The sequence below is a fragment of the Nocardia sp. NBC_00416 genome (assembly GCF_036032445.1).
GTDB lineage: Bacteria > Actinomycetota > Actinomycetes > Mycobacteriales > Mycobacteriaceae > Nocardia.
This window is the reverse complement of the sequence record NZ_CP107932.1, coordinates 4,663,982-4,687,416: the sequence shown is the minus strand read 5'-3', so window position 1 is coordinate 4,687,416 and position 23,435 is coordinate 4,663,982. Positions and strand designations below refer to the sequence as shown.

Below are 23,435 nucleotides of genomic sequence, written 5' to 3'. Positions count from 1 at the left end.
AACAGTTCCGGATCCGACGACCGCCGGAGGGTCATGTCAAGCCGAACGCCCCTGTTCTCGCACCGTATTCGCGCTCGCCGCGCTCGGCGAGGCAGCAACGATGAACTCCCACCGACCTCGCGGAAGCGACAGTGGATCCGTCGGCTGGTAGTCCTCGCGGCCGCCCTGTTCGTCCTTCCCGCCGTGCTCGGGGCCACTGCATTAGCGGCGTCGGGCGACTCCGAATCGGTCGCGAATGCGGGCTTTCCCGCACTGAACTGGATGAACATCCGGGATTCCCGGGGTGTCGAGCTCACGCACTATCGGTTCGTCACCTCGCACGGCAGTGTGTTCGAGCCGTTGGAGACCGCCATCGCCATGGTGCTCGGTCTGGAATTCGCCGGCTATGTCGTCATCGTGACCGGCGCGATCTGGGTGATCGGCTACACGATGAGCTTCCACTGGCTCGATCCGTTCGGCCGGGCGCTGGCCGGGATAGCCAGAGGCCTGGACGCGCAGATAGGTATCCCGATGGTGCTCATCGTCGCCACCTCCATCGGTGCGTTCATCGTCGCCTGGTTCGTACTGCGCGGTTTCCACGCGCGGGCGACGACCCAGGTGGTCACGATGATCGGAGTCGCCGTGATAGGCCCCATCTTCATGGCCGCGCCGCTCGAAGATGTGCTCTCCTCGCACGGGCTGATGTCACAGGGGCGCGATCTCGGAATCTCCATCGCGGCCGGTCTGACCGGGCACACCTACGCGGACCCGGAGGGACTGGTGGCCACGATGCAGGAGAACCTGGCCGATAATTTCGCCCGGCAGCCACTGCAGGTGTGGAATTTCGGGCATGTCATCGACGATCGGCCGGCCTGTGCGGCCAGTTGGACGGCGGGCCTGCAATCGGGTTCGGAGTCCGCGCTGATATCCGGACTGCGTGGGTGCGGTGACCTGGCGGCGTACCACGCGGCGCTGAATCCGAGTATGGGCCAAATCGGTTCGGGCTTGGTGATGCTGCTCTGCGCCGGAATCCTGCTCGCGTTCGGCGCCTACCTTTCGGTGAAGATCATCTGGTCCGCCCTCGATTCCGTCTTCCACGGTTTCGCGGCGATCTTCGGTTTCGCGGCGGGCGGTTTCGTCTACGGTCCGACACAGACCTTCCTGGTGCGCAATCTCGTGGACAGTTTCTACGGTGCCGTGGTGATGGCGGTCTACATCATCTATCTCGGGGTGTACGTCCTGTTCCTCGACAACCTCTTCGATCAGGCGGGCGGTCAGGCGACAGTGGTGCTGATCCTCGGCGCCGTGGTGGAGATCGTCGGGCTGCTGCAGTTCCGGCGTTTGGCCGCCGCCCTGCACCAGGGCAACGAGTGGATCGTCAATCGGTTCGCCGTCGCCCTGCAACAGGCGCCGGGTGGCGGCGGCGCGGGTGGCGGCGGCGGGTCGACGGCGCTCGGCATGGGGTCCAGCGGTCTCGGTAATACCGGGGTTCCGGGACTCGGCCTGATCGCTGGTGCCGCCGCGCTCGGAACCTTGAACAACAGCCCGGCCTCGGCCTGGCTGTTCAACCGGTTATCACCACTGGAACCGCATTCGATGAAACGACACAGTGCGATGCTCGACCAGTGGGGCGTATGGAACGCCCGATGGAACGGTGAGAAGGCAGGTGGACCCGATGGGCTGGCCACCCACGCTTATCTCGATCGACTACATCTCTCGCACGCCGCCCGCGATGCGACGGTCGTCGCCCGTGACGCAGGTCGCGGTGGGGTGAACACGGCACGCGGTGCGGCGGCCGCGGTCGACGGAGTGCTGGTCGGCGGCGGCGCGTTTCTCGGCCAGGTGGCGGCCTCGCTGCGCGGTGCGGGGTTCACCGACGAAGATATGATCCAGCGCGCAGTGGAAGCACGGGGATACATATACAAGCACGCGGATGATATGTCACTGACCGATAAGAATCTTGCCGAAGTCGTCGCGGCCTCCAACTACGCCACGGCGATGAACACCCCGGCAGCCGACGCGGAACTGGAACGGGCAGCCCTCACCTATGCGTTCGGCCGGGGAGGAGTCGAGCTACAAGGTTCGGCGCGCCGGGCGGGCGAGGAGTATCTGGCCGCGCCGAGCCGGGCGGGCTTGAACCGGATCCAGAGAGTCGCGACCGGTGCGGAGACGGCGGAGTACTCCGCCGGTGACGCGGCCCAGATGCTGCGCTGGATCGGCGACGAACACGCCGCCCGGGTCTCCGAGGCCGTGACCGATTTCGTCGTCGATCCGTCGAACCCGGAGAATCGCCGCCGCTACTTCGCCGCACAGAATGCGGCCATCGACACCGACTACTGGGCAGCCGAGGCGACCCGGTCGCCCGCTTCGGCCTTGGCACCCGCCCGCTGAGCGGCGCGCGCGGGCTCGGTGTTACCGGGCCCTCACCGGGTGCTGTCGAGCCGGTCTCCTCGAAATCACATCGCACTCGCGATGCGCCGGAGCGTAAGTATCGCGGACGTAAATACTGCGATACCGCTTCGGTTCGCTGTGGCCGACGGTGGCAGGCTTTCGGTGTTTGCCGATATTTCCCGATGCCAGGAGTTTCGTATGGAACCGATCATGAGCAAGCGCGCGGCCGCCGATCTCGTCGTGGCGGCACGTATTCGACGGGGCCTGTCCTGGGCCGATATCGCCGATTCGCTCGGTGCTCCGTTGGTCTGGACGACGGCCGCGCTGCTGGGGCAGCATCCGATGACAGCGGAGCAGGCCCGGAAGGCGTGCGACTTGCTCGGGTTGGACGATACGGTCGCGGAGAGCCTGGCGCTGCAGCCCGCACGCGGCGCCGATCCGGCTTTACTGAGCGACCCCACGATCTACCGGTTCGTCGAGGCGATCTCGGTGTACGGTCCGGCGCTGAAGGAGCTGATCCACGAGGAGTTCGGCGACGGGATCATGAGCGCGATCAACTTCAAGGTCGATTTCGCCCGGCGGCCCGATCCGGACGGCGACCGAGTGGTCATCACGTTCGACGGGAAGTTTCTCGACTATCGGTGGTGAGGAGCGGGCGGTGGCCGGTGGTCCGGCCGGTCGCGTATTCGGTCGTGCCCAGCAGTTAGAGGTTGCGCGGTAGCTCATCGGCCAGGCGCTGCAGGTAGGTGGCGAAACGGCGGCGGTCCGCGGGCGGCCAGTCCTCGGTCAGCTGGTCGAAGACCCGGCGCTGCCACAGGTGCGCGTCGGTGAGCAGGTTTTCACCGGCTGGGGTGAGGTGCAGCGCGGTGCGGCGTCGGTCGAGTGTGGATTCGTGGCGCGAGAGGTAACCGGCGGCGGTGGCGTCGCGGACCATGCGGCTGGCGCCGGAATGGTCGAGGCCGAGTTGATGGGCGACAGCGGTGATGGTGGCCTCGCCCGGTGCGTGGGCGGCGCCGGCGACCGCTTCGACGGCCTGGACGTGCTGTGCGTGCCGCATATCCGGTGAACGGTCGTCCGCGCCGCGCTGTATCCAGCGCCGGGACCAGAACCGAACCAGCCGGAATAGGGCGGGCCCGCCGTCCGAGGGGGAAGGGCTGCGGCTCATGCACTCAATTTAGCGTCTCCTTGCGGTTACATGCAACTCGCACGTATATTGTATGTGAATCACATGTAGTAGAGGAGTTGGCCATGCGGAATGACGGCGTGGATTCACGGTGGCGCGGGCGTCCGCGTGTCGTGCTGAACCACACGATCGTTCCCGTCCTGGATCGCTGGGTGGGGGCGCGGTTCTTCGCGGAGATGCTGGGACTCGAGGTCGGCGCGCCGGCGGGTCCGTTCGTGCCGGTGCACGTCAATGCCGAGCTGACCTTCGATTTCGACGAGCGCGGCCGGGTCGAGCCCGGGCACTACGGTTTCCTGGTCGACGACGCGACCTTCGACGATCTGATGCGCCGGCTGGCGGTCCGGCCCGGTGCGCCGTTCGGGTCCGGTCCCGAGAACGGCTGGGATCGGGGGATCAATCATCTGGGCGGCGGTCGTGGTGTGTACGTCCGCTCGCCCGAGGGGCACAGCTACGAATTCTTCACCGTGGCGTGTTGACACCCGCGGGCACCGGATCAATACTGAACTAGATGGTTCAGTATGAGTTCTTGGACGCCTCCTTCGGGGCGCTCGCGGACCCCAACCGACGGGGAATCCTCGAACGGCTCGGCCGTGGCCCCGCCACCGTCAGCGAACTCGCGGACGAATTCTCGATGACCCGCACCGGCATCAGGAAACACATCCAGCTGCTCGAGGATGCGGACATGGTGGTCACGGAGAAACGAGGCCGGGTTCGGTACTGCCGGATCGGCCCCGATGTGTTCCAACGGGAGGTGGCCTGGCTGCAGGGCTACCGGCAGATGCTGGAAGCGCGAATGGACCGTCTCGGCGAATTCCTGCAACGAACGGAGCGCGAGAAATGAGTACTGCCACCGAAGAAGCCGCTGTCACTGCTACCGCGGATCGCGAGATCCGGATCGAGCGTGTTTTCAATGCTCCCCGCCAGCGGGTCTGGGACGCCTACACCCGGCTCGAACAGCTCATCCAGTGGTGGGGTCGCGGTAATCGCGTCGATGTCGAGCGCTGGGAGTTCCGGGTCGGCGGGCACTGGCGTTTCGTCGAGACCGCCGACGGCGGGACTCACGGATTCGAGGGACGGATCCGGGAGATAGTGCCGCAGGAGCGGATCGTGCAGTCCTTCGAATGGGACGGCATGCCCGCCCATGTCGCGATCGACGCGGCGACTTTCGAGGATCTCGGCGACGGGCGGACCCGGGTGGTCACGGTCAGCCAGTTCCATACACCCGACGAGCGGGACGGCATGCTGGCGTCCGGTATGGCCGAAGGGCTCAATGCCAGCTACCGGGCACTGGACGCGCTGCTCGCGAAGTAGTTCACAGCGGTGTGCTGCCCCGACCCGGTCTCCGGGCCGGGGCAGTCTGTGCTCGAGATCGGCAGCCGCGGTGCTGTCCGCAACGTCGACGTGCCTGCGCGCGGCGGGCTTTCGGTCCCGCGTCGAGCGTGCCGGGCCGGGCTCCGGCATCGGCGGGTGGCCTACCGTGCGTGGTTCATCCTCGGACTCGATCATGGTCGGCGACGAAGGCGAGAAAGCGTGGGATCATCTGTTCCGGATTCGCCCACAGCAGATCGTGTCCCACACCCGGCCAGATCTCGGCTTCGGCCGCCGGGATACGAGCGCGGGCGCGAGCCGCTCCGAGTTCGGGATCGCTGACGACCGTTTCGGCGCCGAACAGCACCAGCGCCGGTGCGGTGATGGCAGCCAGCTGGTCGTCGGTGAACGGGCGGTCCCACGGCATCGCCGTCCGGAACTTCGGGATCGCCGTGGCGAGTGCGTACTCCTCGTCGGTCATCTCGAAGCCGGGCATCAGCCATGCGTTGAGCTTGCGCATCCGCTCGGGAGTCGGCCGTGCGCCCGCCGCAATGAACTTGAACAGCAGACTCGGGCGCGGCTTGGCGAAGGTCGCGGCGCTCGGCTCGAACATGGTCATACTGGCCAGCCGGTCGGAGCGGTGCACCGCGATCGCGCCGGCCAGCCAAGCTCCCAGGGAGTTTCCGGCCAGGTGAACACGCTCCGCCCCGAGCCCGTCGAGTGCTTCGGCCATCCATTTCGCGATATCGCTCGTATCGCGCAGGGGTGCGGTCTGCACGCAGCGTCCCGCCCAGCCGATGATGTCCGGCGTGTACACGACGCGATCGCGTGCCAGCTCCTCGATGAATCGGTACCACACCTGACCGTTGCCGCCGATGCCCGGTAACAGCACGAGGGGTGCGCCGGGGCCGTCGCCGGATCGGCGCACGCGGGTGGTTCCGAACGACGTTTCGACGTCGATATTCGTCGACGGCACCGGCCACTTCGCGGCCACGGCTTCGTAGGCACGCAGGAAGGTGGCTTTCGCTTCCTCGCTGGTGAATCGCCCGATTTTCGGCATGGTCTCCCCTCTCCGCACTTTTGCGGTATGAACATACCACATAAATGATATGGGTATACCATCTAACTGCTGGGTGCCCTGGATCCGGAAGGAAGGCGATAGAACTCGTGCCACGATTGGTCGATCACGAAGTGCGTCGGCGTGAGATCACCGATGCGGTGCGCCGCGTGATCGTGGCCGGTGGGCTGGCCGCGGTGACTTTCCAGACGGTCGCCGCCGAAGCCGGGATGTCGGTGCGGTTGGTGCAGTACTACTTCGGCACCAAGCGGGAATTCCTGCTGGCGACCCACCGGTCGGTGATGCACGATGCCGGCGCCCGCTTCGCCGAGCGAATGGCGGCGCACTCCGGTGACGCCTCACCCCGCGAGGCCATCCGCGCGGTGCTGGTCGAACTGCTCCCGCTCGACGAGCGGCGCCGGGCGGAGGCCATCGTCCTGGGCGCCTTCAACACCGCGGCGATCGCCGGACAGGGCATCACCGCCGACGAAACACTGGCCGCACCCCGGGCATTGGTCGCGATCGTCGCCGACCAGCTCGACAGGGCCGGTCGCGCCGACGTGTCCGCCGCCCGCGCCGCGCTGGACGCCGAACTCATCCTGGCGGCCATCGGAGGAATCGCCCAGGGAATGCTGCCCGGCCACTACACCGCGCGGACCGCGGTCGAACTCGTGGACCATCTCCTCGATGTGACCCTGACAACGGCATCGGACACCGAACCCGAAGGGCCACGGGGACACTGAGGGGACGGGTTTCACACTGTTCGGGTGCGGGCAGCGGCGAGCCGGCGCCCCATCGAGGGCATCGCCCCTCGCCGCAGGACCGGCTCGTGGGCGGCTCCACTGCGAGGGTTCGCGCCACCCTCTCGTTGCCGGGGTCCGTTCCGGAGTTTCGCGCAGCTCGGCCGGCGTGAGACCGGTGGGCGGTCCAGCTCACTCCGCCCGGTCGGCGACGAGCGCGCTCAGCGTTCGCTGTCGAGCGCGTTCATCTGGGCTTCGGCGTACCGGCTACCCGCGACACCGCCGACCGGAACCGCGGCCTCGATGGCGGCGATATCGGCAGCGGTGAGCGAGACGTCGAGCGCGCCGAGGGCTTCCGCCCAGCGGCTACGCGTGCGGGCGCCGATTACCGGGACGATGTCCTCGCCGCGACTGAGCACCCAGCCGATGGCCAGTTGCGCGGTGGAAACGCCTTTCTGCTCGGCCAGACTCGCCAATGTTCCGACCAGCTCCAGGTTGGCGGTGAGATTCGCACCCTGGAAGCGCGGCGTGTGCGCCCGATAGTCCGATCCGTGGAAATCGGTGCGGCCGCGCATCGTATCGCTGAGCAGACCCCGGGAGAGCACGCCGTAGGCGGTGATCCCGATGCCGAGTTCGCGGCACACGGGCAGGATCTCGGCTTCGATCCCCCGCGAGAACAGCGAGTATTCGATCTGCAGATCGGCGATCGGGTGTACAGCGGCGGCCCGGCGCAAGGTCTCGGCGCCTACTTCGGACAGGCCGATATGCCGGACGTAACCCGCGTCGACCAGTTCCGCGATGGCGCCTACGGTGTCCTCGATCGGAACCGCCGGGTCCAGTCGCGCCGGACGATAGATATCGACATGATCCACCCCGAGCCGGCGCAGGCTGTAGCTCAGGAAGTTGCGTAGCGCCGCCGGCCGGCTGTCGAACCCCTGCCAGCTGCCGTCGGGGCCGATCATGCCGCCGAATTTGACGCTGAGGATCGTTTCCTCCCGCGGCCGGTCGGCGATGGCCCGGCCGACCAGCAGTTCGTTGTGGCCCATACCGTAGAAGTCGCCGGTGTCGACGAGACGTGCGCCCGAGTCGAGCGCGGCATGGATCGTGGCCGCCGATTCGGTCTCGTCGGCGGGACCGTAGGAACCCGACATGCCCATCGCGCCGAGCGCGATCCGTCCGACGGCCGGACCGGTGCTGCCGAGCCGCGAAGTCTCGATCTGTGTATTCGTCATGCGGTCCACTCTGGCCGTCGGACTGCGCCGGTGGCAGAGACGCTTTATCGGGGGAGCGGCGGTCCCTGGCTGACCGCGCCGCCGTGCGTCACAGTGGAGGTATGGATCGAAGCGAGCTCGCCGATTTCCTCCGGCGGCGCCGGGAGCAGCTGACCACCGAGGTGGTGGGGCTGCCGCCCGGTACCCGCCGCCGGACACCCGGCCTGCGCCGCGACGAGGTGGCGCAACTGGCCGGGATATCCACCGATTACTACACCCGCCTGGAGCAGGCTCGCGGTCCGCGGCCGTCCACCCAGGTGCTCGCGGCGCTGACTCGGGCACTCCGGTTCACCAGCGACGAACGCGATCACGTCTATCTACTGTGTGATCAGGCGCCGCCGGGCGGCGGCCGGACGGACAAGCATGTCGGGCCCGGGCTGATGCACGTGCTGGCGAAGCTGGACGATATCCCGGCAGCGGTCATCACCGATCTCGGCGAATCGCTGGTGCAGAACCGGATGCACATCCTGCTGTTCGGCGATCAGGCCGAGCGTCCGGGATGGGAACGGTTCCATGCCTGGCGCTGGTTCACCGATCCCACGTCCCGCGAGATCGCCCCGGCGCCGGACGTCGACCGGTTGTCCCGCCGGCAGGTGGCCGATCTGCGCGCCACCGCGGCACGCCGGCCGAAGGACCCCGATGTGATCGAATACGTCGCGGCGCTACGGGCGGCCAGCACCGAATTCGACCGGTTGTGGACCGAGCACGAAGTCGCGGTCCGGCTCTCCGACAACAAGACTGCCGTGCATCCCGAGGTCGGCGTGATCGATATCTTCTGCGAAACGCTGCTCACCCCGAACGCCTCCCAGCGCCTGCTGATCTATTGGCCCCGGCCGGGTACCGACGCTGCGGAGAAGATGGAGCTGCTGCGCGTCATCGGCACCCAGCGACTGGGCGGATCGGGGCCGTCGTCCTACTCGCGGCCCGCCGAGGTGAAGGACATATCGGCATAGCGCGGACCGGCCACCTGACCGGCGATCGGCTCCAGCCGGTCCAGCTCGGCGGCAGTGAGCGTCACCGTCGCCGCGGCGGCGTTCTCGGCGAGCCGGGCCGGGCGCCGGGTGCCCGGGATCGGCACCACCGGCAGCCCGTGGACCTGTGCCCGGGACTGGACCCACGCCAGCGCGACCTGGGCGGGCGTCAGTTCACGCGCTTCGGCGATGGCGTGCAGCGGTGCCAGCAGCGCCGTGTTGTGCGCGGCGTTGTCGCCGGTGAACCGGGGCATATGGCGCCGGAAATCGTCCGTGCTCAGCTCATCGGTCCGGGGCAGCGATCCGGTCAGGAAACCACGGCCGAGCGGCGAGTAGGGGACGAAGGCGACGCCGAGTTCGGCCGCGGCGGGTACCGCGGTGCGTTCCACGTCACGGGAGAACAGCGACCACTCCGACTGCACCGCGGCGATCGGGTGGACCGCGTGCGCCGCGCGCAGTTCGTCCCCGGTGACCTCGGACAGGCCCAGGGCTCGTACCTTGCCCTGCGCGACGAGTTCGGCCATGACACCCACGGTGTCCTCGATCGGAACCCGCGGGTCACGCCGGTGCATGTAGTACAGGTCGATGGTGTCGATGCCCAGCCGCCGCAGGCTGCCGTCCACGGCGGCGCGGATGTAGGCGGGTGAGTTGTCGATACCGCGGTAGTGCGGGTCGTCGGCCTTGCGGACGATGGCGAACTTCGTGGCCAGCACGAGCCGGTCCCGGTTGGCGAGCACGAATTCGCGCAGGAACTCCTCGTTGTCGCCGGCGCCGTAGATGTCGGCGGTGTCGAACAGGGTGATGCCGAGTTCGAGCGCGCGATCCAGGGTCGCGCGGGATTCCGCGCGATCGGTGGGACCGTAGAACTCGCTCATTCCCATGCAGCCCAGCCCCTGGATCCCGACCTGGATCCCGGAGGCGCCGAGGGCGGTGGTCGGCAGTGTTGCGGAGGCGGTCATAGTCTCGGGTGTCCCTTCACGATGCTGCGTTGTCGGGTGACCGGGCGGCGTCACTCGGAGTGTGCTGTTCGTAGATCGAGATCTTGCGATCCAGCACCGCCACGGTCTGCTGTAGTTCGGCGATACGTTCGAGGACGCCGGCGCGGGTCGTGCGGAACATCGCGAGCCGTTCGGGAACGGTGCTCGCACCGGCGCGGACCAGTTCGGCATAGCGGATCATGTCCGCCACCGACATCCCGGTGGTGCGCAACCGGGTGATCAGGGTCAGCCATGCCAGGTCCCGGTCGCTGAACCGGCGTTTGCCGGTGTGGTCACGCCCGATATGGGCGAGCAGGCCGATGCGCTCGTACCAGCGCAGGGTGTCCTGGCTCAGCCCGCAGTGCGCGGCCGCGGCCCCGATCGAATGGCGGGGGAGTTCCCGGGTGGTGTCGGCATCGTCCCGAATCGGGTCGGTAATGCTCACGAATCCACCATCCTTATCGAATCCTGTTGTGCCACAGCATCATTTGATGTCGCGCACCAGGCCCTCTCGTCGAACACGGACAACGTTATCCACCTGGAGTGGACTCCAAGCAAGTAGGAAATTCGGAGCTTCAGCCGTGCGGCAGCCGGGCCCGGGGTTTCAGCCGCCCACCGGGCAGCGGGGGCGCGGGAATGCGCTGGTCGGGCGTATGGCCCTCGATATCGCCGAAGCGGGATGTGTCGTGCGCCTCCCAGTCTGTGCGGGCCGCCAGGATCTCCGCGTGGTCGCGGGCGACGAAGTTCCACCACATCACCAGTTCCTCGGTCAGCGGCTCGCCCCCGATCAGCGCGAACCGGCCGCCGGAGTCGCTGGACAGTTCGAGGGAGTCGCGACCGGTCCCCAGGTACAGCAGCGGACCGGGTGCGAGTTCGGTTCCGGCCACGGTCACGGTGCCCTCGACCGCCAGGACCGCGTGCTCGAACTCCCGGTCCAGCGCGACCGTCGCCGTGGTGGCCGGATCGATTTCGATATCGGCCCCGACCAAGGGGGTGTAGACGATCGCCGGCGATGTCATCCCGGCCAGCGAACCCAGCAGTACGGTCGCGCGCAGGCCCGGGGCGGTGTAGACGGGCAGATCGCGATGCTGCTCGAAATGGGGTGCGATATCGCGCTGCCCGTCCGGGAGCGCGATCCACAGTTGCAGCCCGCGACCGGCCGGCGCGTCGGGAACCGTGTACTCCGAATGGGCGATGCCGTGACCCGACGTCATCAGGTTGAGCTGCCCCGGTCTGATCCGCACATCCGAGCGGACCGAATCCCGGTGCCGGATCATCCCCTCGAAAGGCCAGGTCACGGTCTGCAGGCCGATATGCGGATGCGGGTCGATATCCGGCGGCGCATCCGTGACGGTAACCGTGGGCGCGCCGAAATAGTCCAGGAAGCACCAGGCGCCGACGGTCGGCAGGTCCCGCTGCGGCAGAGTCCGTTCCACATAGGTGCCGCGGACCCCGCCCAGCGGCACTTCACGCGCCGGATACAGCCGCACTACCGGCCCGGGACCACCTCCCGGCTCGCACAGCGTCTCGGCCGGGTGCGGGTCGAGGTCACTCACCGCCGCTGACCACATGCGCGCTGTATTCAGGATGTTTCTCCAGGTAGCTCCGGATGAACGCGCATTCGGGCCGGATCTCACGTTCGCGTTCGACGGTGTCCTCGATCGCGAACTTCGCCAGCCGGCCGCCCAGCCCCTTACCGCCGAACGCCGGATCGATCTCGGTATGGGTGAAAACGGTCTCCTCACCGCGTTCGGTGTATTCGGCGAACCCGGCCAATTCGGCGCCGTACCACACCTCGTAGCGGTTCTCGCCGGCATTGCGCAGTACTTTGCTCTGCTCGGTCGCTTCGGTCATCTCCGCAGCTCCTCTCCGCGTCCGGATACTCCTGCTCGCGATACGGCCGCCGACCGTATCGCCCAGCGCCAGCGTACTCAGCCGGTGCGCCCGGGCTGCGGTGTCGCGGGTGTTCGTCCAGCCGGGCTGACAAGCCGGATATCGCGCGTCTCGGCGCATCCGGCGTCCGGCACGTAACCTGGGAATATGGCGAAGGAAATCGACCGGGTCCGGGCGCGTTCGGCCTGGGCCACGGTCAAGGACAGCCCGGTGATCACCGCGATCGCGGTGGCACCCGTCGTCGTTGTCTTCGGACTGGTCTGGTGGCTGATCGGCGGCTGGGCGGCGTTCCTGCTGCTCGTTCTGCTCGGCGCCGGTGCGGTATTCGGCGGGAAACTGCTGCGCTGAGCCGCGGTTCCGGGTCAACGTGGCACGTGGAAGGCAACCAGTTCGCCGGTCCCGGGGCCGATCCGGTCCCATGCCCCGGAGAACCGCAGCACGGCCAGGGCCGAGGTGGGGAATTTGCGGCTGAGCCGCAGCGCGTCTTCGGTGTCGTGCGCGGCGGCCAGATCCCACGCCGTCCACGGCATTCCCGGTGCGTGCCCGATCACCAGGAGGGTGGAGATCGCCGGGTCGGTCAGTCCGACCAGTTCGATCAGATACTCGGCGGTGGCCTCGTAGATTCCCGCGTCGAATACGACCGGGGCGTCGATTCCGGTGGCGCCGAGTGTTTCGCGGGTGCGGGTCGCGGTGGAGCAGCGCACCGCGTCGACCGGGGCGCGGGTGGCGCGCAACCAGTCGCCTGCCAGGGCGGCTTCCCGCCGCCCGCGCGGGGCCAGCGGTCGTTCGTGATCGGCGGTACCGGCCGGATAGGCCGATTTGCCGTGCCGCATCAAGATCAGAGTCCGGACCATGGCACCACCGTAAGCACCCTCCGTGCGGAGATCCATCCCACACTCGAGGCAAACTGAAAGCGGCGTCACAATGGAGGGAGGCCCGGTGATCCCGGTCCACGCTCAGTCGTCACGCCCTGCCAACCGCGACCCGGACGGCACCAGTCCGCACATAAGTCTCGAGGATCTGCACAAATATGGCCTACGTAATCACGCAGCGTTGTTGTAACGATGCCAGCTGCGTTTCCGAGTGCCCGGTCGACTGCATCCGCCCCACTCCGGACCAGCCGGAATTCGCCACGACCGAGATGCTCTACATCGACCCCGACACCTGTATCGACTGTGGCGCCTGTGTCGACGCGTGCCCGGTGGAGGCCATCTTCTCCGAGGACGATCTGTCCGCGTCGCTGGCCCGGTTCCGGGATATCAACGCGGCCTGGTTCGAGCGGCATCCGCTGGAGTCGAATCTGGACCCCATCTCGACCCCCGTGCGGCCGCCCAAGGAGTTGGGCACCCTGCGGGTCGCGATCGTCGGCGCCGGGCCGGCCGCCGCCTACGCGGCCGACGAGCTACTGCGCCGCTGCGACGTCCAAGTGGAGATGTTCGACCGGCTACCCACGCCGTGGGGGCTGGTCCGTGCGGGCGTGGCGCCCGACCATCCCGGCACCAAGACCGTCGCGGGCATGTTCGAATCGGCGTTCCGTCGCGACACCCTGCAGTACTACCTGAACGTCGAGGTCGGTACGCACATCACCCATGAGGAGCTGCTGGCGCATCACCACGCGGTCCTCTACGCGGTGGGTGCGTCCTCGGACCGGCGCATGGGCGTCCCGGGTGAGGACCTGCCGGGCAGCCATTCCGCGACCGAGTTCGTGGCCTGGTACAACGGGCACCCCGACTACGCGGACCGCGCCTTCGACCTGTCCGGCGACCGGGCGGTCATCGTCGGCAACGGCAATGTCGCCCTCGATGTGGCCCGGGTGCTGACCGTGGATCCGGACGAACTGGCCAAAACCGATATCGCCGATCACGCGCTCGCCGCGCTGCGCGGCAGCACTATCCGTGAAGTCGTGGTGCTGGGCCGGCGCGGTCCGCTGCAGGCGGCCTACACCTCACCGGAGTTCCTGGCGCTGGCCCACCTGTCCGGGGTCGATATCGTGATCGACCCGGCCGAGCTGGAACTCGACCCGGCCTCCCAGGCGCTGCTCGACTCGCCGGAGGTCGAACCGTCGCTGAAGCTGAAGTACGCACTGGCCGAGGAATTCGCCGCGAAACCGCCGACCGAGGGCAACAAGCGGATCGTGTTCAAATACCTGGCCGCACCGACCGCGGTCACCGGCACCGACAAGGCCGAAGGACTCGAGTACGCCCGCAACGAGCTGGTAGAGGAAGACGGCGTCCTCAACGCCCGTCCCACCAGTGACACCGGAACTCTCCCGGCGACACTGGTCCTGCGCTCGATCGGCTACCGCGGAAAGCCGATTCCGGACCTCCCGTTCGACGACAAGCGCGCGGTGGTGCCCAATGAACACGGCCGGGTCACCGGCCCCGACGGCACCCCGCTGACCGGCGTCTACGTCAGCGGCTGGATCAAACGCGGCCCCCGCGGCGTCATCGGGTCCAACCGGGTCGACTCGGAGGAGACCGTCGAAGGACTGATCGCCGACTTCATCTCGGGCAGACTGGTCGCCCCCACGGCCGACCGCGATGCGCTGCGCGCCCTGGTACAGGAACGCCAGCCCGATCTGGTGGACCGGGTCGGCTGGAAGGCCATCGATCAGGCGGAACGCGGCGCGGGCAAAGAGGCGGGTCGGCCGCGGGTCAAGTTCACCTCCCTCGCCGACCTGCTGCAGGCAGCCAAGGGCGGTGCCTGAGCCCGGATGAGCCGTCCGGGCACCGGGCCTGTTCGCGAAGGTGTTCCTCGCCGGGGCGAGGAACACCTTCGCGGAATCGGCGTTCCCGAGTGTCGGACCCGATCAGTACAGGTGGCAGGCGCAGCGGGTGCGCGGCGGTTGGCCCAGCGCGGCCAGGGTCTCCTCGGCCAGTGCCCGCACCTCGGAGTCCGGGTCGTGGTGTGCCCGGTCGGCCAGCAGATCCGCCGTGTCGGGATCGTCTCGGGCCAGGTCGGCCAGTTCCTCCAGCAGGTGTGCTCGGATTCCGGCATCGGGATCGTCCACGGCGCCCTGGCGCAGCAGCGCACTCGTGCCCGGCGGCTTCCGGACGATGAGGGCAGAAAGGGCCGCCCACCGGACCTCCGAGTGGGGGGCGGCGAGGGCGAGTTCACGCACCAGGGTCAGCGTGTCCGGATCCAAGGACCATTCGTGGGTCAGTGCCGCGACCGCCTCGCGGCGGATTCTCGAATCGGAATCGGAGCAGGCGAGCCGGCTCAGCAGCGCCCTGGTGTCGGCATCGCCGGCCGTGCCCAAGGCGCTGATCGCCGCTGACCGGAGGTAGCCCTCGGTTTCTCGGCGGCCGGCGGCGACCTCGTGCAACAGGGCCCGGGTGCCGGGGTCGTCGGGCCAGCGTTTCGCCAATGTCGTGATCGCCAGGGACCGGATGTAGTCGTCGGGGTCGGCGGCGGCGTGCTCGCGCAGCCAAACGAGCACCTCGGGCCGGTCCGGCCAGTGATCCTCGTCCAGTGCGCGCACCGCCCGCCACCGGACCGAATCGTCGTCCGTGGTCGCCAGCGCGAACAGCAACTCGGCGACATCCGGGTCGTCGGCGTGCCGCCCCAGCGCATGGACGGCGACCTCGCGCACCGACGCCACGGGGTCGGTGGCCCGGTCGCGCAGTACGGCACGGATGTCCGGGCTCTCCCATCCACCCCGTACGAGTTCCTCCAGCGCCTCCTTGCGCACGAGTTCGTGCGCGTCCGAGGCCAGGCCGAGCAGAATCACGGGGGTGTCGGGGTGCTCGGGCCACGTGGCACGGAGCGGTTGCACGATCGCGAGGCGGGGCCCGGGCTGGTCGGCGGCGGCGCACTCGCGTATCCAGGCCAGGGTGCCGGAGTTCGACAGCGCGGCAAGCCTGTCCACGGCCCGCAGCCGGAAGAGATGGTTCGGTTCGGTGACCGTGCAGTACCGCAGGAGGTCGACGGTGTCGGAACGGGTACGCCACCGGGACAGTACGGCGTCTACGATCGACCACCGCGTCTCCCAATCCGGCTCGGTACGAGCGGACTCGTGCAACAGCGCCCGGGTACGGGAATCGTCCGGCCGGCATTCCACCAGCACCTGTGCCGCCATGCTGCGAACCTCGGCGGCCGGATCGGCCGAGAGCCGGTCACGAAGCAGTGGCGCCGTGCCGGCATCGTCGGGCCAGCCGGCGGCCAGCGATTCCAGCGCGCGCCTGCGGACGCTGCCGACGTCGTCGTGGACCACCCGATCGCGGACCGCAGTCAGGCTGCCTGGCTCGCCGCGCGCGTGCGCGGCCAGCGCCGCGACCGCCGCCGCCCGGACGACCGGCTCGCTGTCGTGGACCACTCGGTCGAGCACCAGCCGGTGGGTCGCGGCACCGCGTAGCGCACCGACGGCGGCGGCCCGGACCTCGGGGTTCGGATCGGCGACGGCCTGCCTGCCGAAGAAGGCGACGACATCCGGATGGTCCGGCCACCGGTCCCGCAGCGACTGCGCGGCGCGACTGCGCATTTCCTCGTCCGCGGCGGTGCCGGCGACGTCCAGCAGCCACGCCACGGTGGCCGGGTCGCCGGGCCAGGATTCGATGGCGGTGCCCAGCAGCTGCCGCCGCAGCAGGCCGTCCGGTTCGACTGCGGTCCGCCGGCGCAGCCAGTCGGCCGTCTCCGGGTCCTCCGGCCGGGCCGACACCAGCGCGTACGCGGCCGCCCGCCGGACGATCATCTCCGGATCGGTCTCGGCGCGCTCCCGCAACAATTCTGCCGTGCCCGGATCGCCGGCCCAGCCGCCTGCCAGTTCCGCCAGCGCGGCCTCCCGGACCGTCCGGTCGCGGTCGGCCGATGTCCGCTTGCGCAGCACCGCGGCGACATCCGGGTGGCCCGGCCAGCGCGCACCCACCACCCGCACCGCGAGCGCCCGTACTTCCGGCTCTGTCTCCACACCGGCGCGCACGAGCAGCGCCGCCAGCGTGTCGGGATGATCGGGCCAGCGATTCGCGAGTTCCGGCACGGCGGCCGCCCGAGCCGGCTCGTCCTCATGGGTCAGCAGGCCGTACCACCAGGACCGCGCGTCCGCCGCGTGCTCGGGGTCGGCGGCCAGTGCCGCCAGCGCCGCCAGCCGGGTGTGGTGGAAGCCGTTCTCGGCGACGCGGCGCAAGGCGGCGACCGTGGCAGGGTCGCGTGGCCACCCGGACGCCAGCGCCGCGACCGCCAGGTGAGCGTGCTCGTCCGGGCCGTCGGCGACGTACTCCCGCAGCAGCGCACGGCTTTCCGCCGGTCCGTATTCGGCGAGCGCCAGCGTCGCGGCCCGGCGTACCGCCCAGTCGTCGTCGACGGCCCACCCGATCAGCCGTTCCGCGGTCTCCGGGTCGTCCACCCGACCCGCCAGCGCGGATACCGCGGCCTGCCGTACGGTGGCGCTGTCGTCCTCCGTCGCACATCCGACCAGCAGTTCCACCGTGCCGGGGTCATGCCGCCAGTAGGCTCCCGCCGCGCGTGCGGCGGCGTTACGCACCGTCCACGCCGGATCGCTGAGCAGCTCGCGCAGCCGCGGCAGCAGATCCGGCGCGTCGGCCACTGCGCGTACCGCTGCCCCGCGTACCTCGGGTTGCTCGTCGTCGAGGAGACGCCACAGCAGCCGAGTCGTGCCGGGATCGTGGTGCCGGTCGGCGCGGAGCAGGTCGATCGTCGCCACCCGGACCTCGGGGTCCTCGTCAGCGGTCGCGCGGTCGGCGAGCAGCGCGCGGGTGGCCGGGTCGGTGGGGGCGAGCTGCACGACGGCCCGGGTCGCCGCCAGTCTCACGTCCGCGTCCGTGTCGTCGGCGGCGATCCGCCCGAGCAGTGACAGATCGCGGATCCCCGGTACCGCGGCCCGCCGGACCAGGACGCTGTCATCGTCGAGCGCGTGCTCGGCGAGCAACGCGGCGGTGCCGGGGATGCCGGTGAGCACCGACACCGCCGCCGCGCCCAACCCGCCGTCGCGGCGGGGGAACAGCTCTGCACGAATGCCGTCGAGGACATCGCGGTGGGCGATCAGTCCGGTGAGCCACGGCACGCTGTCCGGGTCGTCCGAACCCACCAGACTCTGCACCAGCGCTACCCGCGCGTTTCGAGACAGGTCTTCGTTGGCGACCCGATAGCGAACCCACCGCAGGAATTCGGAGTCGGGCCCGAGCAACAGCAGGCCGATACGGGTGGCCAGCGCCGAGCGCGAACCCGTTGTGTACCAGACCCGGTAGCGTTCACCGAGCCGAGCGTGCCGGGTGAGCGCCGGCCGCACGGCGCATACGAACTCGGGCACCAGCGGCGATTCCTCGTCGATCATCTCCACCGCGGTGGTCAGCGCCTCGACCATGGCCGCGGCCCCCGCGCCGGGGTCGCCCATCTCGGCCAGGCAGCGCGCGGCGAGCATCACGTGCCGCGGCAGCCCCTCGGGTCGCAGGCGCCACAGCGGGTCGACGGTCACCAGCCGCCGTAACACTTCTCCCGCCGCCGCCGTGTCGAGCATCCCGGCCAGCCGCGGCAGTACGGCCTGCCAGGACGGCTCCCGCCAGTACCGCACGAACGCGTCGCCGATCTCGTCCCCGGTGAGCCGGCCCGCCATATCGGCGGCGACCGCGTGCTCCAGCACAGCCCGCTCCGCGAATCGCCACGCGCCGTCCCCGGCCGCGCGCCACAACCCCTCGCCGTCCCCCGATACGGCCGCGGCGATCTCCGCGGCCGACTCCGGATCCGAGACGCGGTTGATCAACTCGCCGTCGCACCCCTGCCAGAGCGACCGGGCGACCCGTACCGGCAGCCCGGCCGGGGGCAGCCCGGTCGGCGCCGCGATCCGGCCGGCCTCCTCGATCTCGTAATGGTGGAATCCGGCCCGATCCAGTGGGAACCGGTCGTACCCGTCGACGCGGGAGGTGATCACGACCCGGGCCTGTGGGTATCGCCGCGCCCACCGCGCGATGGTCCCGAGCAGCGATGCCCGCCCCGCGACGCCCGCAACCTCGTCCACCCCGTCGACGATCAGCACGGCTCGCCCGCCCCGCCGCAGGAAGCCGTCCACCACCGGTACCGGTGGTCCGCACACCACTTCGTGCAGCAGCCCGGCCGGATCGGGGCTCGGGTGCCGCCCCTCGTCGTCTCGGTGCCGAGGCTCGACGAGCAGGGGCAGGAACCCCGCCAGGCCGGTACCATCGCCGTCCGGGCTGGTCAGCGCGAACGCCAGGCTCCGGGCGAGTGTCGACTTACCGGTCCCGGCCGCCCCGAGCAGCGCGATCCGCGGCCGGTCGGCGGCCGTCAGCGTCGCGAGCGCCGGGCGCGGCGCATGATCCCGGTGCGCCCGCTGGTAGGCGTCGAGCGTGACAGGATCGACGTCGTCGAGCGCCTCCCCGGCCTCCCACCACCGCCGCCCCACCATCTGCCGGTACCACGTCTCCGGGGGTTGTCCACCCGCGAGTGGTACCGACCGCACCGACCGCGGCTCGATCCGGACAGGGCGGCACGACGACCGTAACCGTTCGAGATACTGCTCCAGCTCCACGCCGTCTTCTCCAGCCACGGCGCGCAGCCTAGACGCCACCACTGACACCGGACGGCCTGCGATGTACCGCCCGCGACCTCGTGCTCGGGCCGGATTCCGCTGTCCGGACTCGGCGCACGGGTTGCGCGGCGATTCGCGGAGTTCGCCGCCGGGAGTTCTGCTCGGGCACCGTCCGCGGTTCCGCGCCGAGGCCGGGATCCGGCCGGACGAAGCCCGGGGAGGAGGGCCGCGCAACGGATGGGTCCCGCCCCGGCGCCTCCGGAATTACAGGGGCGCGACCTTGACGATCGTCGTGGTGATCCCGTCCACCACGAACCACAGTCGCAGTGTGGGTTGTCCGTGAGTGCGGTCGCCCGGTTCGTATCTGCTGCGCACGCTGATGTGCTGGCGGGCCAGGACGGGGGCGATGTATTCGATCACCGCGCGGTGCGGGCCGCTGACCAGCTTCGGGTAGTCGACCAGATATTGCTCCACCGCCTGCCAATAGCAGGCGTTGTTCACGTGGTTGTACTGGTCGATATCGGTGGCCCGGACCGGGAACGGGAGATCGGTGTCGGATTCCGGCGGGGTGGGATCGGTGAGCCAGGGCCGCCAGCGGAGTCGTTGTTCGGCGGTGGTCTGGGCGAGGTAGGCCAGACCGGCGTCGCTGATCCGGGCCGGCATGTTGTTCGACTCGTTGATGTTGATCCAGAAACCCTCGGTCTCGATCAGGCCGCCGCGGTCGCTGGTGATCCGCACCCGCATATTCGCCCAACGGGTGGACATGCTCGAACACCAGCGTCGTAGCTGGACGTGGTCGGGCCACAGGACCGGGCGGACCACATCGATCACCGTGCGCCGGATGATCCAACTGGGGTCGGTTTGTTCCAGCACGGATTGCTGGAGGTGTTCCCAGGCGATGTCCTGGAGGTAGCGGGCGACCCCGTCGAGACGTAGGCGGTTGTACGGGTCGACGTCGCCGGCTCGCACCGGCCACGCCGAGACGAACCCCATGCCCTCCTGGGGAAGCGGGGCCAGCGGCTGATCGAGTGACACTTGTGCTCCTCGCGCGGCGGGCTGTGGCCGCGGTACTTCTACGTGTTTCCTGTGAGACGACTTTACGGGGCCTGTGTCACCGCGCCACGCCGAGCCGCCTGTTCGTGGTGTCCGGCGCGTTGCGGTGATCAGTATCCGACGTAGCCGGTCCCGTCCGATTCCCCGACCACACCGGGCACATTGTCGAGCGACCCGTACCGTTCGATGGCGTATCTGGTGCCGGCGATGATGTTGTCCACCGGGTTCCAGATATCGCCGTGGCCGGGTAGCGCGTGGGAGGTGAACGTCGGGTCGATGGTCTGCATCAATCCCTTGGACGGGATACCGGCCGCCGCGTTGCTGTCCCAGAGGTTGATCGCGTTCGGGTTGCCACCGGATTCGCGTTCGATGATCAGCGCGATCGCGGCGGCCTCGGAATCATCGATATCGTAGCCGTTCTCGCGCAGCACCCGGATCGCCTCCTGGATCCATTCCGCCTGGTCCCCGGTGGGCATTGTGGTGGGCGTACTCGCGTCCGTCGAGAGTGCCGGGCTGCCGCCGCCGATGTCGGTGCCGCCGCTCAGCAGCGAGCCGACCGGCGATCCACCGGCGGAATACCCGGTGCTGTTCTGCGGGCTCTCTCCGGTCGGCCGCGGGGTGGTGGCGGCCGGGATCGTCGGTGCGGCCGAGGGTGGCCGGCCGGGATCACCGAGCGCGGTGTAGGCGTTCTCGAGATCGGTCACCGCCTGCTGGACCTGGGCGGTGGCCCGCCCGGCTGTGTCCTCGGCCGATTTCAGGGCATTCACCAGATGCCACTGGTGGGAGGCAGCCACGAGTCGCTGACCCAGTTCGGTCCGCTGCATCTCGACGGAATCGGCCGCCTCACCCGCGGTGCGGCGCAGGTAGTCGATGCGGGCGGCGGCGGTGACGCTGCCGTCGCCGGCCACCTCGAACGCGGGCAGCGGCGGTTGGGCGGTATCGCGCGCGGTATCGCGCATCAGCAGGACTTTGTTCTTCGCCTCGATGAGGTTGACCACCTCCGCGCGCAGCGCGGTGTCGAATTTCAGCAACGCGGCGCTCACCGTTCCCGTGCGGGTGCGTTCGGTGTCCATTCGGGTGTTCGCGGCGGCGCCCGCGGGGCCGGACCAGTTCAGCGCCCGGGTGCCGGTGGCCGCGTCGCCGGTGAGCTGATCGAGCCGACCGGCGAGGGTGTGCACGTGGGTGGCGGCGGTGGTGAGGTGGTCGGCCTGCCACTGTTCGACGTCGCCGACGGTGAGGGTCATATCGCGGGATCCAGGCCGACGGTGGTGAGCGCTCGGTCGAACTCCGTTTCGGTCATCTCGTAGTCGCCCGCGCTGGTGCGCAGGGTGGCCGCGACCGTGGTGACGCGGTGCAGGCAGGAGGCGGTCAGATCGGCGGCGCGCTGCGCGACCGGGCCGAAGCCCGTGCCGGGTAGCGCGCCGGCCGCCGCCGCGAACACTCCCGCGACGTCCAGTGTGGTGACCGCACCCGCCTCGGTGTCGAGCCGGCCCGCGAACGCGCGCAGTAGACCGGGATCGACCCGGACCGCCGCATCGGGTACGCCTGTCTCGTCTTCGTTCATTTGTCCCCCAGGGATTCCCGCCCGTTGTACTGCGGCCGAGCCTAACAAACGGGTGCGTTTCCCGAGGTGGGCTCGGACCTGGAGTGATCGGCGGCCGCGGTGCGTTGTCCGGGTTGTCGACGGCTCGTCCGGTGCCCGGCGGGGGATGGACTTCGGTCGGTCGCTCCCATTAAGTTGAGGGGGACGAGTGGATTGGTACATATGAACCGGTGCGTCTCTATACTCGCCGGTGGACGAAGAGAGAGGTCGGCATATGCGCGCAGCTCAGGTCAGCAAACTCGACGGACCGGAAGCCATCGAGATCGTCGATATCCCGGAACCCCGACCGTTGCCGGGCGGGGTCGTGATCGATGTGCACGCGGCCGGGGTGGCCTTCCCGGACGTGTTGATGACGCGTGGGCTGTACCAGATGAAACCCGAGATGCCGTTCGTGGTCGGCGGCGAGATCGCGGGCGTCGTGCGTGAAGCCCCCGAGGGCGCATCCGTGCGGCCGGGCGATCGGGTGTGTGCGCTGACCATGCTCGGCAATGCGATGGCCGAAGTGGCGACGACCTCCGCCGAGATGGTGTTCGGACTACCGGACAACATCTCGTTCGAAGCCGGCGCCGGGATCCTCTTCAACGATCTCACCGTGCACTTCTGCCTGCGCAACCGCGGCCGACTGGCCCCGGGGGAGACCGTGCTGGTGCACGGCGCCGCCGGCGGTATCGGAACCTCGACCCTGCGGATGGCGCGGGCACTGGGCGCCGGCCGGGTGATCGCCGTGGTCAGCACGGAGGAGAAGGCCGAGACCGCTCGCGCTCACGGCGCCGACGATGTGGTGCTCACCGACGGCTGGCTGGGCCGGGTCAAGGAACTCACCGATAACCGCGGCGTGGACATCGTGCTCGACCCGGTGGGCGGCGACCGGTTCACCGACAGCATTCGCTCGCTCGCCCGCGGGGGCCGTCTCCTGGTGGTGGGTTTCACCGGCGGCGATATCCCGACTGTGAAGGTGAACCGGTTGCTGTTGAAGAACGTCGAGGTGGTCGGCGCGGGCTGGGGTGAATGGATGCTGTCGAATCCCGGCTATCTGAGCGAACAGTGGGCCGAGGTGGCGCCGTTGCTGGAGAGCGGTGCGATCGCCGCCCCGCAACCGGTGTTGTTCGAACTGGAGCAGGCCGCGGCCGCCGTGGCGTCACTGGAGAACCGGGCCGCCGCGGGCAAGGTCGTAGTGAAAATTCGCTGAAGCCGACCACCCACGACCCGCGGTACGGGTCGTGGGCGGTCGGGGTGTTGTGACAGGCCGTTTCAGCCGGCCCGGAAGAAGAACCGCGTGATCACTCGAGCCGCAAAGTGGTCGGACCGTTCATATTGTGCTGATCATGCGGGTAGCACGCGTAATCACCACGCACGTCCGGTGCTGATTCCAGCTGTTAATTGCCTCTCCGGCATCGTGATTCATCGACTGCCCGCGCCTCTTCGCGCCTGGTTTCCCGGACGGTGGGCTCCGGGGGAGCAATCCCCTCGAATGGGCCTCGGCAGCACGCTGTCCGCGCGCGGCGGTACAC

The 23,435-nt window shown here is 69.1% G+C and carries 22 protein-coding genes; 10 read left to right on the top strand and 12 right to left on the bottom strand.

All coding sequences use genetic code 11. The annotated features are described in order from the left end of the window. Nucleotides 1–261 precede the first annotated feature (261 nt). The gene (locus tag OG804_RS19975) at nucleotides 262–2,370 is read left to right on the top strand and encodes a hypothetical protein (RefSeq protein ID WP_328388701.1); all 2,109 of its coding nucleotides are present in this window, start codon (nucleotides 262–264) and stop codon (nucleotides 2,368–2,370) included. Between the two features lie 198 nt (nucleotides 2,371–2,568). Beyond that, nucleotides 2,569–3,018: a cyanase gene (gene cynS, locus OG804_RS19970; RefSeq protein ID WP_328388699.1), complete on the top strand. Its 450-nt coding sequence runs from the start codon at nucleotides 2,569–2,571 to the stop codon at nucleotides 3,016–3,018. Nucleotides 3,019–3,073: 55 nt separating this feature from the next. Here cynS and OG804_RS19965 read toward each other — a convergent pair whose 3' ends face one another. Further along, nucleotides 3,074–3,535, bottom strand: a complete 462-nt coding sequence (locus OG804_RS19965; RefSeq protein WP_328388697.1) for a MarR family winged helix-turn-helix transcriptional regulator — start codon at nucleotides 3,533–3,535, stop codon at nucleotides 3,074–3,076. Between the two features lie 83 nt (nucleotides 3,536–3,618). Between OG804_RS19965 and OG804_RS19960 the strand changes: the two genes are divergently transcribed. From OG804_RS19960 to OG804_RS19950, 3 genes are read left to right on the top strand one after another with little or no spacing between them, the layout of a single operon-like run. Further along, nucleotides 3,619–4,029, top strand: coding sequence for a VOC family protein (locus OG804_RS19960; protein ID WP_328388695.1), 411 nt, complete (start codon nucleotides 3,619–3,621; stop codon nucleotides 4,027–4,029). Between the two features lie 32 nt (nucleotides 4,030–4,061). Further along, nucleotides 4,062–4,394 (top strand): ArsR/SmtB family transcription factor, encoded by a 333-nt coding sequence (locus OG804_RS19955; RefSeq protein WP_328388693.1) that lies wholly within the window; start codon nucleotides 4,062–4,064, stop codon nucleotides 4,392–4,394. Then, nucleotides 4,391–4,864, top strand: coding sequence for an SRPBCC family protein (locus OG804_RS19950; protein ID WP_328388692.1), 474 nt, complete (start codon nucleotides 4,391–4,393; stop codon nucleotides 4,862–4,864). The genes OG804_RS19955 and OG804_RS19950 overlap by 4 nt, the downstream gene beginning before the upstream one ends. Nucleotides 4,865–5,039: 175 nt before the next feature. On the opposite strand, the gene OG804_RS19945 is transcribed toward OG804_RS19950, so the two are convergent. Continuing rightward, nucleotides 5,040–5,921 (bottom strand): alpha/beta fold hydrolase, encoded by an 882-nt coding sequence (locus OG804_RS19945; protein WP_328388690.1) that lies wholly within the window; start codon nucleotides 5,919–5,921, stop codon nucleotides 5,040–5,042. Nucleotides 5,922–6,028: 107 nt separating this feature from the next. On the opposite strand from OG804_RS19945, the gene OG804_RS19940 reads away from it, so the two are divergent. Further along, on the top strand, nucleotides 6,029–6,661 hold the full coding sequence (locus OG804_RS19940; protein ID WP_328388689.1) for a TetR/AcrR family transcriptional regulator: 633 nt from the start codon (nucleotides 6,029–6,031) through the stop codon (nucleotides 6,659–6,661). A gap of 218 nt (nucleotides 6,662–6,879) precedes the next feature. Here the strand turns inward: OG804_RS19940 and OG804_RS19935 are convergent, their stop codons facing one another. After that, nucleotides 6,880–7,890, bottom strand: coding sequence for an aldo/keto reductase (locus OG804_RS19935; protein WP_328388688.1), 1,011 nt, complete (start codon nucleotides 7,888–7,890; stop codon nucleotides 6,880–6,882). 101 nt (nucleotides 7,891–7,991) lie between these two features. Here OG804_RS19935 and OG804_RS19930 point away from each other — a divergent pair, with 101 nt between their 5' ends. Next, nucleotides 7,992–8,882 carry a helix-turn-helix transcriptional regulator gene (locus OG804_RS19930; RefSeq protein WP_328388687.1) on the top strand — a complete coding sequence of 297 codons (891 nt, stop codon included), beginning with the start codon at nucleotides 7,992–7,994 and terminating at the stop codon, nucleotides 8,880–8,882. Here the strand turns inward: OG804_RS19930 and OG804_RS19925 are convergent. The 4 genes from OG804_RS19925 to OG804_RS19910 form a co-directional block, all read right to left on the bottom strand. Next, a complete protein-coding gene (locus OG804_RS19925) occupies nucleotides 8,843–9,859 on the bottom strand; it encodes an aldo/keto reductase (protein ID WP_328388685.1) in 1,017 nt (338 codons plus the stop codon). The genes OG804_RS19930 and OG804_RS19925 overlap by 40 nt on opposite strands. A gap of 16 nt (nucleotides 9,860–9,875) precedes the next feature. Next, a complete protein-coding gene (locus tag OG804_RS19920; RefSeq protein ID WP_328388683.1) occupies nucleotides 9,876–10,322 on the bottom strand; it encodes a MerR family transcriptional regulator in 447 nt (148 codons plus the stop codon). A gap of 130 nt (nucleotides 10,323–10,452) precedes the next feature. Further along, complete coding sequence (locus OG804_RS19915; RefSeq protein WP_328388681.1) at nucleotides 10,453–11,433, bottom strand: pirin family protein; 981 nt, start codon at nucleotides 11,431–11,433, stop codon at nucleotides 10,453–10,455. Next, a complete protein-coding gene (locus tag OG804_RS19910; protein ID WP_328388678.1) occupies nucleotides 11,426–11,731 on the bottom strand; it encodes a GNAT family N-acetyltransferase in 306 nt (101 codons plus the stop codon). The genes OG804_RS19915 and OG804_RS19910 overlap by 8 nt, the downstream gene beginning before the upstream one ends. A 186-nt stretch (nucleotides 11,732–11,917) precedes the next feature. Here OG804_RS19910 and OG804_RS19905 point away from each other — a divergent pair, with 186 nt between their 5' ends. Next, complete coding sequence (locus OG804_RS19905) at nucleotides 11,918–12,118, top strand: hypothetical protein (RefSeq protein ID WP_328388676.1); 201 nt, start codon at nucleotides 11,918–11,920, stop codon at nucleotides 12,116–12,118. A gap of 14 nt (nucleotides 12,119–12,132) precedes the next feature. Here OG804_RS19905 and OG804_RS19900 read toward each other — a convergent pair whose 3' ends face one another. Continuing rightward, nucleotides 12,133–12,624, bottom strand: coding sequence for a SixA phosphatase family protein (locus OG804_RS19900; RefSeq protein WP_328388674.1), 492 nt, complete (start codon nucleotides 12,622–12,624; stop codon nucleotides 12,133–12,135). A gap of 176 nt (nucleotides 12,625–12,800) precedes the next feature. Here OG804_RS19900 and OG804_RS19895 point away from each other — a divergent pair, with 176 nt between their 5' ends. Continuing rightward, nucleotides 12,801–14,477, top strand: coding sequence for a 4Fe-4S binding protein (locus OG804_RS19895; protein WP_328388672.1), 1,677 nt, complete (start codon nucleotides 12,801–12,803; stop codon nucleotides 14,475–14,477). 102 nt (nucleotides 14,478–14,579) lie between these two features. Here OG804_RS19895 and OG804_RS19890 read toward each other — a convergent pair whose 3' ends face one another. The 4 genes from OG804_RS19890 to OG804_RS19875 form a co-directional block, all read right to left on the bottom strand. Next, entirely contained in the window at nucleotides 14,580–19,286 is a 4,707-nt protein-coding gene (locus OG804_RS19890; RefSeq protein WP_328388670.1) for a HEAT repeat domain-containing protein, read from the bottom strand. A gap of 246 nt (nucleotides 19,287–19,532) precedes the next feature. Beyond that, entirely contained in the window at nucleotides 19,533–20,303 is a 771-nt protein-coding gene (locus OG804_RS19885; RefSeq protein WP_328388668.1) for an acyl-[acyl-carrier-protein] thioesterase, read from the bottom strand. Between the two features lie 128 nt (nucleotides 20,304–20,431). After that, a complete protein-coding gene (locus OG804_RS19880; RefSeq protein ID WP_328388666.1) occupies nucleotides 20,432–21,565 on the bottom strand; it encodes a transglycosylase SLT domain-containing protein in 1,134 nt (377 codons plus the stop codon). After that, on the bottom strand, nucleotides 21,562–21,885 hold the full coding sequence (locus tag OG804_RS19875; RefSeq protein ID WP_328388664.1) for an ESX-1 secretion-associated protein: 324 nt from the start codon (nucleotides 21,883–21,885) through the stop codon (nucleotides 21,562–21,564). Before OG804_RS19875 ends, OG804_RS19880 begins: the two co-directional genes overlap by 4 nt. A gap of 253 nt (nucleotides 21,886–22,138) precedes the next feature. On the opposite strand from OG804_RS19875, the gene OG804_RS19870 reads away from it, so the two are divergent. Continuing rightward, nucleotides 22,139–23,113, top strand: a complete 975-nt coding sequence (locus OG804_RS19870; RefSeq protein WP_328388662.1) for an NADPH:quinone oxidoreductase family protein — start codon at nucleotides 22,139–22,141, stop codon at nucleotides 23,111–23,113. Nucleotides 23,114–23,435: the final 322 nt, after the last annotated feature.